This window comes from Pedobacter sp. (assembly GCF_965227205.1).
In the GTDB taxonomy this organism is placed as follows: Bacteria; Bacteroidota; Bacteroidia; order Sphingobacteriales; family Sphingobacteriaceae; genus Pedobacter.
Genome location: NZ_OZ245727.1, coordinates 1394516 through 1407036 on the forward strand (window position 1 = coordinate 1394516; position 12521 = coordinate 1407036).

General features: G+C 34.7%; 13 protein-coding genes. 9 read left to right on the top strand and 4 right to left on the bottom strand.

Annotated elements, in window-relative coordinates; genetic code table 11:
* Position 1 precedes the first annotated feature (1 nt).
* On the top strand, positions 2-1435 hold the full coding sequence (locus tag ACO05K_RS05910) for a SusD/RagB family nutrient-binding outer membrane lipoprotein (RefSeq protein WP_421943530.1): 1434 nt from the start codon (positions 2-4) through the stop codon (positions 1433-1435).
* Positions 1436-1546: 111 nt separating this feature from the next.
* Here the strand turns inward: ACO05K_RS05910 and ACO05K_RS05915 are convergent, their stop codons facing one another.
* A complete protein-coding gene (locus ACO05K_RS05915) occupies positions 1547-2566 on the bottom strand; it encodes an IS110 family transposase (RefSeq protein ID WP_421943531.1) in 1020 nt (339 codons plus the stop codon).
* A 466-nt stretch (positions 2567-3032) separates the two neighbouring features.
* Between ACO05K_RS05915 and ACO05K_RS05920 the strand changes: the two genes are divergently transcribed.
* The 4 genes from ACO05K_RS05920 to ACO05K_RS05935 all read left to right on the top strand — a co-directional run bounded on the left by ACO05K_RS05920 (position 3033) and on the right by ACO05K_RS05935 (position 6352).
* Positions 3033-4544, top strand: coding sequence for a glycoside hydrolase family 43 protein (locus ACO05K_RS05920; RefSeq protein WP_421943532.1), 1512 nt, complete (start codon positions 3033-3035; stop codon positions 4542-4544).
* Positions 4545-4626: 82 nt separating this feature from the next.
* Entirely contained in the window at positions 4627-5469 is an 843-nt protein-coding gene (locus ACO05K_RS05925; protein WP_421943533.1) for an alpha/beta hydrolase, read from the top strand.
* A 26-nt stretch (positions 5470-5495) separates the two neighbouring features.
* On the top strand, positions 5496-5900 hold the full coding sequence (locus ACO05K_RS05930) for a DUF805 domain-containing protein (RefSeq protein ID WP_421943534.1): 405 nt from the start codon (positions 5496-5498) through the stop codon (positions 5898-5900).
* A 95-nt stretch (positions 5901-5995) separates the two neighbouring features.
* On the top strand, positions 5996-6352 hold the full coding sequence (locus tag ACO05K_RS05935; RefSeq protein ID WP_421943535.1) for a hypothetical protein: 357 nt from the start codon (positions 5996-5998) through the stop codon (positions 6350-6352).
* Here ACO05K_RS05935 and ACO05K_RS05940 read toward each other — a convergent pair.
* Entirely contained in the window at positions 6329-7459 is a 1131-nt protein-coding gene (locus ACO05K_RS05940) for a hypothetical protein (protein ID WP_421943536.1), read from the bottom strand. The genes ACO05K_RS05935 and ACO05K_RS05940 overlap by 24 nt on opposite strands.
* 479 nt (positions 7460-7938) lie before the next feature.
* Between ACO05K_RS05940 and ACO05K_RS05945 the strand changes: the two genes are divergently transcribed.
* Together ACO05K_RS05945 and ACO05K_RS05950 are read left to right on the top strand one after the other, a co-directional pair.
* Positions 7939-8253 carry a hypothetical protein gene (locus ACO05K_RS05945; protein ID WP_290243617.1) on the top strand — a complete coding sequence of 105 codons (315 nt, stop codon included), beginning with the start codon at positions 7939-7941 and terminating at the stop codon, positions 8251-8253.
* Complete coding sequence (locus tag ACO05K_RS05950) at positions 8246-8929, top strand: competence protein (protein ID WP_421943537.1); 684 nt, start codon at positions 8246-8248, stop codon at positions 8927-8929. Before ACO05K_RS05945 ends, ACO05K_RS05950 begins: the two co-directional genes overlap by 8 nt.
* Here the strand turns inward: ACO05K_RS05950 and ACO05K_RS05955 are convergent.
* Both ACO05K_RS05955 and ACO05K_RS05960 read right to left on the bottom strand, forming a co-directional pair.
* Positions 8926-9156 (bottom strand): hypothetical protein, encoded by a 231-nt coding sequence (locus ACO05K_RS05955; protein ID WP_421943538.1) that lies wholly within the window; start codon positions 9154-9156, stop codon positions 8926-8928. The genes ACO05K_RS05950 and ACO05K_RS05955 overlap by 4 nt on opposite strands.
* A gap of 6 nt (positions 9157-9162) precedes the next feature.
* Positions 9163-9642 carry a hypothetical protein gene (locus ACO05K_RS05960; RefSeq protein WP_421943539.1) on the bottom strand — a complete coding sequence of 160 codons (480 nt, stop codon included), beginning with the start codon at positions 9640-9642 and terminating at the stop codon, positions 9163-9165.
* Positions 9643-9779: 137 nt separating this feature from the next.
* On the opposite strand from ACO05K_RS05960, the gene ACO05K_RS05965 reads away from it, so the two are divergent.
* Together ACO05K_RS05965 and ACO05K_RS05970 are read left to right on the top strand one after the other, a co-directional pair.
* Entirely contained in the window at positions 9780-10781 is a 1002-nt protein-coding gene (locus tag ACO05K_RS05965; RefSeq protein ID WP_421943540.1) for an LLM class flavin-dependent oxidoreductase, read from the top strand.
* 76 nt (positions 10782-10857) lie between these two features.
* Entirely contained in the window at positions 10858-12393 is a 1536-nt protein-coding gene (locus ACO05K_RS05970; protein WP_421943541.1) for a SulP family inorganic anion transporter, read from the top strand.
* Positions 12394-12521 lie beyond the last annotated feature (128 nt).

Genomic DNA, 12521 nt, shown 5'->3' on the forward strand with positions numbered 1-12521 from the left:
CATGAAAAAGAATATTATATATAGCCTTATTTCCTTATCAATTTTGCTTTCATCTTGCAGTAAAGAGTTAGATGAGGTTAACATTAACCCAAATGCTACAGAAAATGCACAACCTGATTATCTGTTAACGGCAGCGATTAAAAATACAACCGATGCGTATTGGGGAACTACAAATAATATGAATTCTAGCTTATTGTTTTCACAACATTGGGCAAAAGTTCAATACACTGAAGAAGATAGGTTTATTTACTCAAACAGTAGTTTTACGTCTCTTTGGTCAACACTTTATGCTCAAAGTATAACTGGGTTTAATAAAATTATTGAGATTGGTAATTCGACAAGTAATCCCAACTACAGAGGCGTTGCGCTTACCTTAAGATCCTGGTCTTTTTTGCTCTTAACGGATGCTTATGGCGATATACCTTACAGTCAGGCGGGAAAGTTAAATGAATACATTACTCCGGTCTATGATAAACAAAAAGATGTTTATTTTGGATTACTGGATGATTTAAAAGCAGCAAAAACTGCATTAGATCCGAATGGTAAAGCTATCGCTGGCGATATTATTTATAGTGGTAACATCACAAAGTGGAAAAAATTTGCAAATTCGCTTAGGTTAAGAATCGCTTTGCGGATTGCAGATAAAGAGCCTGCAAAAGCTAAACAGGTTTTAGACGATATAAAGGCAGATGGAGATTTATTTATCAGTGATAATACAGATATCGCACAGCTGATTTATCAAATATCGCCACAACAAAATCCGGTAAGTGCACAATTTGATACCAGAGACGATTATCGCATCAGTAAAACGATTGTAGATAAATTATTTGCTTTGAACGATCCGCGTTTGGCTATATATGCGAGTAAAACTCAAACTGCTACGCCTCAGGAATATGTTGGTTTACCGAATGGATTAACAAATTCAGAAGCTAGTAACCTTGGTTTTGCCAGAACATCAAAACCTGGAGCTTATTTCCTTACGCCACAATCACCAGCAGTCATTTTTAGTTATGCTGAATTATTGTTTGACAGAGCTGAAGCTGCTGCAAGGGGGTTAACGACAGAAAATGCAGCAGATTTATTTAAACAAGGTGTTACGGCATCATTAAAACAGTTTTCTGTTGGCGATGCTGCGATTGCATCATATTTGGCGCAAACTTCTGTGCAATATGATGCAACTAATTATAAAAAATCAATTGGCGAGCAGAAATGGATTGCATTATTTGGACAAGGGTTAGAAGCCTGGGCAGAGCAAAGAAGACTTGATTTTCCTCAACTAACAGCTTCTGTAAATACAGTTCTTAACGGACAAATCCCTGTTCGTTTTATTTATCCGGGTACAGAGCAATCTTTAAACGGACAAAGCTATAGAAACGCAGTTGCAAGTCAAGGTGCAGATTTGCTAACAACTAAATTGTGGTTTGACGCAAATTAGGATTTTTAAATATTAGCAATATTACTTAAAAGCAGTTCTGAAAAGAGCTGCTTTTTTTATTAGTTCAAAAGTCTTCGACAAGCTCAGACTGATTGTTATGACTTTTGCAAATTAGGCTGCTATATTATAATTGCTTTTATAAGGTTGTTGTGTTTTAATTACAGCTGCTATTCTTAGCGTTATTTTATTTCTCACTGCATTAAGTATACTCATGCTATGCTTACCTTCATCCTTTTTCCTTTGGTAGTAGTTCTTGAATTCCATATTATGTTGGATAACTGATAATGCGCATAGATGTAGTAGTTTTTTAAGGTCTTTGTTTGCCATCCTATGTACCCTGGTTTTACCTTTTACACTAATCCCGCTCGAGTGCTCGAACGGAGCGACTCCTGCATAGCATGCCAATTGCTTTCCACTTGGGTTGCTGGCAAAATTCGCTGTACAACCAATCAGGTAAACCGCGGTGACGTGTCCGATCCCTGGTATACCGGTCAACAGGTTATAGTTTCGTTGAAAGGCGCTGTTTTCTTTGATAATTTTGCGGATTTGTTCTTCAATATTTTTAATCGATTTTGCTATTCCATCAATCGCAGATTTAAGTGCTTTCTCAATTAGTTTCTGATGTGATTTTTCATTTACATTACCTAGCTCTTTAATTGAAAGGCTAAGTCCTGTAGCCTGCTTGAGTAATTTTGTTCTGGCAGATATGAAATCTTTTAAATGCAATAACTGTGGATCTAAGGCCTCTGTGGCCTTTAATGTATCAGCTTCCTTAAAGGCATACTTGCATAAACGGATACTATCTATCTTATCATTCTTTCCTCTAGCTATCCCAAAACTCCATTTAATATGGGCTGCATTACCAATATGAATTGGTACGTGTTTGTTACTGCAGAAAGCCCAGATCAAACGGTGATAGATCCCTGTATTTTCAATCACCACCAGAGTGTCTGGATTAAAGGTGACCTTATGAAATTTAAGCCATTTCTCAAATGTCTTTATCCCAGAAGCTGTATTCTCAAACCGGGCGCTTTGGATAGCTTGTTTTACATGACTGATAACAGTCATTAAAGAAGCATCAAAGTAGGGCTTTGATACATCAATCCCAATAAAGAAATTTGTATTAATCATATTATTTATTCTTTAAATTTGTAGCAATTACCTAAGTTTTACCCCATCGATCCAAGTCCTTAATAATGGGTAATGCCCTAATTGTTATCTGGTCACTAAGGGAAAAATCGGTAGCGGATTAGATCAGTCTATAGGTATCTAACCTTGACAACGCTTAATGAGCCGCTACCGATTTAGGTAATTTGTTAAATATAAATCAAATCAATTATTTAGATTAGTGCAAATCTAAAGGACAACGGCTTTTTTTAAGTTAATGACATTGGGGGCAAGGGGTGGTTAATTAGTGATTAATCTATCTGTTAGTGTCTCACCAACAGAAATAATCAAGATAATTCACGATAAGAATCCCTTAAATTTAATCTGTGGTTGGTGAGACACCAACCAGTAGATATCTGCACATCACTCTTTATTGTAAAATATAGATTGATACTTCAGTATTATTCATAATTAAAATTAATTTAGTTAAATGAATCTATCCAAATATCTATCGCTTGTTCTTGCAATTACTTCAACACTTTTCATTAATACCGCATTTGCGCAAAATGCTGTTAAACCTGTAATTTCCGGTGATTATGCAGATCCATCAATTATTAAAGCGAAGGATACTTATTACGCAATTGGAACATCATCTGAGTGGGCACCACATTTCCCGGTTTACACATCGAAAGATTTGATGAACTGGGAACAAACCGGGTATGTTTTTGATAAAGCACCCGAGTGGACTTCTGGTTCTTTCTGGGCTCCTGAATACGACTATAATAATGGTACCTACTTCATTTATTATACAGCAAGGCGTAAAAGTGATGGTATTTCTTGTATTGGTGTTGCTACATCAAAATCTCCTGATGAAGGATTTGTAGATCATGGTGTAATAATCGAACATGGAAAAGAAGCCATTGATGGTTTCGTTTTTGTTGATAATGGCGTAAGGTATATTACTTACAAAGCTTATGGACTTGATAAAAGACCAATCGAAATTTTGGGTGTTAAGCTTTCTAACGATGGCTTAAAAGTAGAAGGCGAAACGTTTTCTATGATGAAAGATGATGCTGGTAAAGGTTTAGAAGGGCAAAGTTTTATGAAGGTGGGCGATTACTATTATATGTTTTACTCTGCCGGAGCTTGCTGCGGAATACAATGTGACTATAATGTTGGGGTTGCCCGTTCAAAATCTTTTAGAGGACCGTATGAGAAATATGCTCAAAATCCAATACTGTCAGAAAATGAAGCTTGGAAATGTTCCGGTCATGGTACATTTGTTAAAACTGAGCAAGGAAAATATTACTATCTATATCATGCTTATAACAAGCAAACTACAGTTTTTGCAGGGCGACAAGGTATGTTAGCCGAGCTAACATGGCCTGAAAAAAATGGATGGCCAAAGTTTAAGGAAGTATCTGGTCCAAATACGTCAAAAGATTTGTCTTTTAATTTTACTGATAAAACTTTAAGTAAAAGCTGGCAATGGGATTTTCGAAATTCTACGCCTAAAATTTCACAAGGAAATGGTAAGCTTAACTTGTCTGGAGCTGTTGCGGCCTCAAATTTAACCGGAATTGCTTTAACTGTTCGTCCGGTAAGTGCGATTTTTGAAGCAACAACTACTGTTATTAATTCTAACACCGCAATAAAAGGCATCAGTTATTATGGAGATGCAAGTGCTGCGGTTGGTGTTGGCGTAACGGGCAACCAGGTTCAGTTTTGGAAAATTCAGAATAAGCAAAAAACAGTTTTAGCTTCACAAACCATTAATGGAACAGGAAATGTACAGCTAAAATTTAAGGTAGCATCTAATTTAGAAGTTACTACATTTTACAAACAAGGGCAAGATGATTGGAAAGCGCTGAACTCAGAAACCAAAGTTGATGTTAATTTTTTACCACAATGGGATAGAAGTCCACGAATTGGGTTGAATTTTAATGGTAAACCTGAAGAGGTTGCTTCGTTTTCGGATTTTAATTTAAAATATACTCCCTAAATCAAGCTAAAATTATCTTAAACATTTCTGATAATTTGCTTATCAAAAAATTATATTTACGTTCAACTCGTTCCAAAATTTTATGAAAATTAAACAATATTTTTTCACCTTCCTTACTTTAATCGTTTTTGCAAATAGTGCATATTCGGCAAGTGTTGATACCGTTTTGACTCGCAGTAATGCAATGAAAAAGGACATTAAAGCTGCGGTAGTAAAACCCGACAACTACTCAAAAGATAAAAAATATCCTGTTTTGTATCTGTTACATGGGGCAGGAGGAAAATTTTCTGATTGGGTGAATAATACGCCAGATAAGGCAACGGTTAAGAAATTATCTGATACGCATCAAATAATTGTGGTTTGCCCAGATGGTGGTGTTACAAGCTGGTATTTCGATAGTCCTCAAGACCCAACATATCGCTACGAAACCTATGTTGCAACAGAATTGGTTAGCTATATCGATAGCCATTATTCTACAATAAAAGATAGAACGGGGCGGGCGATAACCGGATTAAGTATGGGCGGACACGGTGGGTTATATCTTGGTTTTCGCCACCAGGATGTTTATGGTGCTTGTGGAAGTATGAGCGGTGGTGTAGACATCAGACCATTCCCTGAGAATTGGGATTTAGCTAAAAGACTCGGCAAATACAGCGAATATCCAGAAAGATGGGAAAATAATACAGTTATTAATTTAACTCATTTATTAACGCCAAATAAACTTGCTATTATAATCGATTGTGGAACAGGCGATTTTTTCTACAAAGTTAACGTAGCCTTGCACGATAAGCTGGTGGATAGAAATATTCCTCACGATTTTATTATTAGGCCAGGTGTGCATAACATGGAATACTGGGGTAATGCAGTAGTATATCAAACGCTTTACTTCAGCAGGTATTTCGAAAAAGCAAATAAAAACCAGTAATTATATTATCAAAATAAACCGCTCTTATGTTTAAAGATATCTTTTCCTTTTACGGTAGAATACGCCGTACAGAGTACGCATTAACTTATATTTTCTACATCCTGGTACTTTTGGGCACCTCTATCATTGTAGAAACAACAAAGCAAGATTGGGTAGGTGTTTTTATTTTACTGCCCGTTTATCTGCTTATTTCGCAAGGTGCAAAACGTTGTCATGATAGGGGTAATTCGGGTTGGTACATGCTTATCCCTTTTTATTTCATAATTATGGTTTTTGGTGCCGGAGATTATGGGCCAAATGAATATGGCGATAATCCAAAAGGAGAAGGTAATGTTGTCGACGATCCATTTGGATATTATAATCGAAATAATAATGATTTTAATAACATTCAAGGAAATTCTTCAACTACTTTGACTATAAATGAAGAATAATTTAACTCATAATTGATGATTGGAAATCAGTTTATTGCAGGTTATTTTAAATTTTTCAAAACTTAATTTCTTTTATGGGGGTTGTCTTTTTAACTATGAAAGAAAAAACAACTACAAAAACTCCCGTAAATCATTTAGTAAATACACTGGCAAAATCCCGAACGGTAAAGAAAACCATTGAGCCGGGCTTCTCTGTAATTAATAGTTTGATGCGGGCAAATTTCACCAAAAAAGGCTCAACGCCTTACAGTATTCAACGCAATATTGAGTTTGGTGCCGCAGGTGTAATTGCTGCTTATAATCTTTACACCGGCATACAAAAGAAAAAGAAACATCTGGTTTTTCAGGCAACTTTAATCAGTTTGGCAATCGTTGGTTTACTCGTAATTTCTTCTTCCGAAAAGAACAATGTTGCAGAAAATGGTCCGTTATCCAAAAAGCCAGTTTCTTAATTTTCTTACTGAAAAAACCACTGTAATAGTTAAAAATAACATTGTTAGCGTTCTAAGAATATTTGGAACATTAACACTTTGTTGTACGAAATCTATAGCCTGAAGGATAATTGTTAGAAATGATATTGTTGTAAATACAAAAACCAGATAATTTAATTTATTATTTTGTTTATTTTGCAATCTATCAAGTATTCCCTTATTCATTTCCTTCAATGTTTCAGATTTTGTTGTAACAGAGTTAATTAATTCATCCAGATGCCAAATTTCTGCAACACATTCCCATATTTTGTGTTCTTGAGGCGAAAGATTTATTTTGTGATTAAATAATATCGATTTGAAAAGTGTTATCTCCTCGCAAAGATCTGAAATCAAATTATATTTTATTTCTAAATCTTTTAGTTTTAACTGGTCATTATTCCGTCCGAGTTCATTAATTTGATAAAACAATTTTTTGTCCATTTCTATCATACTCAGCCAATTGCAGTTGATGTATTCAATTACGTTTTCAAGTGCTCTGAATTCTCTACTCTCAGCTTGTTCATGGTTAACAAAAATGACTTGCGAATTTCCAATACTTGGATAAAAATTCAAATTTTCTGTAATCGAGGCATTAATGGGTAAAATTTGATTCTGCTTAATGATAAATGAATAATCGATGTTATCAATATTTCTCAATTCATCTTCTTGCATCTGAACATAGAATATCCTATGCATCCAAGCAAGCGAAGGCTTGCTATCTTCATCACATCTTAATATGTAGGGCTTAGTTAATTCCTTTTTTAATTTTCCAGTACAATATTCAATTAACTTATTGGCGATGTGTGATAAATCAGAACTTAATTTTTCATGAAATAACTTTATTTCTTCTGCAGATTTTTGCTTTTCCAGCTTGTAACTTGTCCTGAAACTAATTGTTCCACTTCCTGAATTCATGTACTTTAATGTGATATTTTCTATTTCCAGAAGTATATCTGTAGATAATGCTATAACAAGCAAGTTGATATCATCCTTAATCTCATTGCTTATCGAATAATCAAATTCTAACAAATACTTTGGAGTAAGTATTTCTCCCTCATAGGTGTCAACATCAAAACTTAATTTATTCAATCTATTGTTATTTGACGTAAAGCGCCAGTTTCCAAATTCCTCATTATTATTTAGCTTGTTGCAAATCGCCTGTTGAAAATTGTAATAATCATTATATATAAGCTCTTGGCTACTAATAGTTAAGTTAGTTCGAAAAGGTCCAATGAAGCTGAGATAACCTTTGTTATGAATGTTCGAATCCATTTAGAGATGTAATTTAGGGATGGGATGAGGGAAAATTTTACAGTACCAAAATATAATTTTTTTAAACCAATCTGTAATATTTGGAATTATAATACAAATTAATTTTCCCGAGTTTAAAATTTTACACTAATTACCCATAGAATTTTATTTTCCTTATCTACAGTTAATTATACAACAGCCGTTAAAAATTATGGCTGAATATTTGCTTGCTAAAAATATTAGTATAAATTTGCTGCATTCTATTATTATTTACGAATAAATAATAGAGCAGAAGAAGATAATTAGGAAGATACTTTATGACAATTACGGTACTTGCAATAACAGAAACAGATTTTGTGCCCGATGCATCACTGGGAAAAATAATGAATGAGCGCTTGAAGCAGGCAGCAGCCGAACTTCAGGATATTCATTTACAGCCACTGCTTTCGGTTGGCGAAAGAAAAGATGATTTAGTGGTTTACATTAGCTATAATCCAAAATATAAAATAAGATTTAGAGTGGTAAATGATGTAACCGAAGATGTAGAAAACTTTGTAGGTTATGTTTGCGGTAATCTTGGCTATATTAAATGGAAAACAAGCGTGTTAAACGTTTTTAAAGGAAATGGATAAGGTTGACGATAATCTTCTAAAATATTTTAATGGAGATTTATCAGCTTACCCAAACGATCCTTTCGAAAAATACCATAGGGAAAGTATATGGCATAAAAACTGGAAAAAAGCATTCCCAATTGAGTATAGAGAAAAGGTTTTTTGCTGTCAGGAAAGTGGCGAATTACACAGAGCCGATGTTTATACAAATTGTGGTACAGCTATCGAATTTCAGAATTCGCCAATAACACTTTTGGAAATGCAAAGTCGCGAGGCTTTTTATCCTAAAATGATATGGGTATTGAATGGCAAAAAATTCAAAGGTTTTAAAGTTTTAAAAAATCTGCCTAATCCCTATGATTCAAAACTCGAAGACTTTGAATTTTGCAATACCGATCATCTGTCTGTAATTCGTAAATCAGAATTATCAACCGAGTTAATTAAGCCCAAAGTATTAAATTTCTATCATCCTGAGTTAAAAGGCATAAAAATTACTTCCAATTTTTACCATTTCTGTTGGAAACAGCCACATGCAGTTTGGTATGCTGCAAAAGCGCCTATTTTTGTCGATTTAGGTGGATTGTTTCTCTATCATCTAAAAATAAGAAAACAGCAATCAGGAGATTATCCTTATTTAGAAATGATAAGTCGTAAAAAGTTTATCGAAGATTTTTTAAATATTGATGATAACAATTAAAAGTATTTATCGATACTTAAACCATAAGTTAAATTCAGGTTTTCACGTTGTGTAACGTTTAATCTATTATAGTTTAAGGCAGTTGTAAAGCTTATCCATTTTCTAATTTTTAAGCCTAACGTTGTGCTCGACCTAATAATGTAATCTCCCTTGCGTGAATATGAATTTTGAAGAAAATGGCTTCCATCAATAGTAATAATGTTTTTTATAAGGAAATGATATTGCAACCGAAGCTAATTTCTGAACGTATTATAATCCGCTAATTCCACAAGACTACTCTGATCGAATAACACGCCATTACTTAAATTTATATATGCATTTGTGGTATCAATAAAACTGTAAGCAATACCTGCACCTGCTAAAAGTTGGTTTTTAAGTTTGAGAGAATAACTCGTATTGTAGTTTATTAAACCCCAGTAATAAAAATTAGGGAAGGTTTTGTAAAGGTTAAAGTTCATTGTTGTAGAAAAATCGTTATTACTAAGCGCATTGTTTTGCTTGCCATAAAGCCAACTCGAAGTGCTGTTAAATACAATGCTTTTTTTCTTAAGCCCGAAATTAATGTTGTTATTTAAAAGATAAGCCCGCTCGTTGTTGGTTTTATTAATAGAACCTGCTGATGATGCTACAATGTGATAATTAGTGCTGTCGCTAAATTGTGCATAAGTAAAAACGGAAGAAATAAGCAGGGCGATAAGTAGCAATATTTTCATTATTCCTTAACATATTTTGGCTACTGTATGTTTCAGGTAAATAAACTGTTTGATAAAGGTCATTTGTAAAAACTTGCACCAGCTTTGAATTTTTTAAAGATATTTTTGTCTCTATAACTGTAAAATACTTTCGTTAAATGGATAACCTGTTAAAAAATATACCTTATTCCGTATTAGATCTTGCAACTGTTTTAGAAGGGCACACCGCTGCAGATACATTTAAAACCAGTTTAGAATTGGCTCAACAATCAGAAGATTTAGGATATAATCGCTATTGGTTTGCAGAACATCACAATATGGCAGGTGTGGCAAGTTCTGCTACGGCAATTTTAATAGGTTATGTAGCCGGAGGAACAAAAACAATTAGGGTAGGTTCTGGTGGGATTATGTTACCAAATCATTCACCGCTAATTGTTGCTGAGCAATTTGGTACACTCGCTTCTTTATATCCAAATCGAATTGATTTAGGTTTAGGCAGAGCACCTGGAACCGATCAGGTTACAGCGATGGCAATCAGAGGTCAAAACATTCATGCTGCGCATAGCTTTCCTAAAGATGTAGAAAAATTACAACAATTATTTTCTGCTGATAACCGGAATTCAAATGTAAGGGCAATACCTGGTGAAGGTTTAGATGTTCCAATCTGGATTTTAGGTTCCAGTACAGATAGCGCCAGGTTAGCAGCAGCTAAAGGTTTACCTTACGCATTTGCAAGCCATTTTGCGCCCGCGTATTTCGAGCAAGCAATTGCGATTTACAGAGAAGAATTTCAGCCATCAGAATTTTTGCAATCGCCGTATGTTATGGCCTGTGTTAATGTTGTAGCGGCAGACACAAATGAAGAAGCTGATTTTTTATCAAACTCTGTTAAAAGAATGTTTTTAGGCGTTATTACAGGTAAAAGAGAGAAATTAAAACCACCTGTACAAAACATAAATGCCATTTGGGATGCGATGGAAAAAGATGCTGTAGAACAAATGCTTTACTATTCTTTTATTGGTAGTGCTGCTTCTATCAAGAAAAATTTAGATGCCTTTGTTACTAAATATGGCGTAAATGAAATCATGAGCACCTCACACATTTACGATCAATCAGCAAAATTGCATTCCAACAAGCTATTCGCAGGGTTATTTCAATAAAATTTGGTTTGATTTGGAGGGTAAATTAATTTAAAACTGATTTAAGATTTTAAATTAATTTACCTTTGAATCAAATATGAAATCGTACTTAAACCTATTCGACTTTAAACAAAAAGTTAATTACAGAAATGAAATTTTAGCAGGACTCACTGTGGCAATGACCATGATGCCCGAGTCGCTATCATTTGCAATTCTGGCAGGGTTTCCGCCACTGGTTGGATTGTATGCTGCCTTTATAATGGGTTTGATTACTTCTGTATTAGGTGGCAGACCAGGGTTGATTTCGGGTGGGGCAGGTGCAACAGTTATAGTGCTCATCGCCTTAATGAAATCGAACGGAATTGAATACGTATTTGCAGCAGTAATTTTAGGAGGGGTTATTCAAATCCTTATTGGCTTATTTAAACTCGGAAAGTTTATCAGGCTGGTTCCTCAGCCGGTAATGTATGGTTTTGTTAATGGGTTAGCAGTAATTATCTTCCTTGCTCAGTTAGAACAATTTAAAACATTGGTAAACGGAGAGTTGGTTTGGCTTTCTGGTAATGCACTGTATTTAATGGCGGGTTTGGTTTTGTTAACCATTGCAATCGTTGTAATCACACCGAAGTTAACTAAAGCCTTTCCGCCGTCCTTGTTGGCAATTATTGTAGTGTTTACTTTAGTTTTAGTTTTTAATATTGATACCAAAACAGTTAAAGATATTGCTTCGGTGAGCGGTGGTTTTCCACCATTTCATATTCCTAAAATTCCTTTTGAATTTGAAACCCTAAAAATAATTTTTCCTTATGCGTTGATAATGGCTTGCGTTGGCTTAACCGAAGGATTGTTAACCCTTAATTTAGTTGATGAAATTACGGCTACAAAAGGAAATGGCAACAGAGAATGTTTAGCGCAAGGCACAGCAAACATTGCAAATGGATTTTTCTTTGGCATGGGTGGTTGTCCGATGATAGCGCAGACTTTGGTGAATCTATCATCAGGTTCAAGGGCAAGATTGTCTGGTATTATAGCATCTTTAACTATCCTTGTGATTATACTTTTTGGTGCTCCGATAATAGAAAAGGTTCCGATGGCGGCACTAACCGGAGTAATGATTATGGTTGCAGTTGGTACATTTGAATGGGCTAGTTTCCGAATTATCAATAAAATGCCGAAGCAGGATATTTTTATTGGGATAACCGTAGCGCTAATCACCATTCTCCTACATAATTTGGCTTTAGCTGTTTTGGTTGGCGTTATCATTTCAGCTTTGGTTTTTGCCTGGGAAAGCGCAAAGCGAATCAGAGCTAAAAAGTATATTGACGAGCTTGGTGTGAAGTATTATGAAATATACGGACCATTGTTTTTCGCTTCTGTTTCTGCCTTTAACGAGAAATTTGATGTAGTAAACGACCCAGAGAAAGTTGTAATTGATTTTTCTGAAAGTAGAATTGCAGATATGAGTGGAATTGATGCACTTCATAAGCTAACTCAACGTTATGCAGAAGCTGGTAAAACACTACATTTAAAGGCTTTGAGTGCCGATTGCAGAACTCTATTGAAAAATGCAGAAGCTGTTATAGAAATTAACATTATTGATGATCCAAATTATTCAGTTGTTACAAAAAAGTAGCTTCCGTAAAACCATTAGCTTTTATGGTTGTTATATCGTTGTAAGAATTTAGTCAGTTCATAATGAGAGGATTGATTAAGTTTTAAGTAGCCCTTATTGCATTTGCAATCAAGGGCTTTCTTTTTAAA

Excerpts from the sequence above, each read along its gene's own strand:
- ACO05K_RS05910 (WP_421943530.1), top strand. The coding sequence starts at position 2 with ATGAAAAAGAATATTATATATAGCCTTATTTCCTTATCAATTTTGCTT.
- ACO05K_RS05915 (WP_421943531.1), bottom strand. The coding sequence starts at position 2,566 with ATGATTAATACAAATTTCTTTATTGGGATTGATGTATCAAAGCCCTAC.
- ACO05K_RS05920 (WP_421943532.1), top strand. The coding sequence starts at position 3,033 with ATGAATCTATCCAAATATCTATCGCTTGTTCTTGCAATTACTTCAACA.
- ACO05K_RS05925 (WP_421943533.1), top strand. The coding sequence starts at position 4,627 with ATGAAAATTAAACAATATTTTTTCACCTTCCTTACTTTAATCGTTTTT.
- ACO05K_RS05930 (WP_421943534.1), top strand. The coding sequence starts at position 5,496 with ATGTTTAAAGATATCTTTTCCTTTTACGGTAGAATACGCCGTACAGAG.
- ACO05K_RS05935 (WP_421943535.1), top strand. The coding sequence starts at position 5,996 with ATGAAAGAAAAAACAACTACAAAAACTCCCGTAAATCATTTAGTAAAT.
- ACO05K_RS05945 (WP_290243617.1), top strand. The coding sequence starts at position 7,939 with ATGACAATTACGGTACTTGCAATAACAGAAACAGATTTTGTGCCCGAT.
- ACO05K_RS05950 (WP_421943537.1), top strand. The coding sequence starts at position 8,246 with ATGGATAAGGTTGACGATAATCTTCTAAAATATTTTAATGGAGATTTA.
- ACO05K_RS05960 (WP_421943539.1), bottom strand. The coding sequence starts at position 9,642 with ATGAAAATATTGCTACTTATCGCCCTGCTTATTTCTTCCGTTTTTACT.
- ACO05K_RS05965 (WP_421943540.1), top strand. The coding sequence starts at position 9,780 with ATGGATAACCTGTTAAAAAATATACCTTATTCCGTATTAGATCTTGCA.
- ACO05K_RS05970 (WP_421943541.1), top strand. The coding sequence starts at position 10,858 with ATGAAATCGTACTTAAACCTATTCGACTTTAAACAAAAAGTTAATTAC.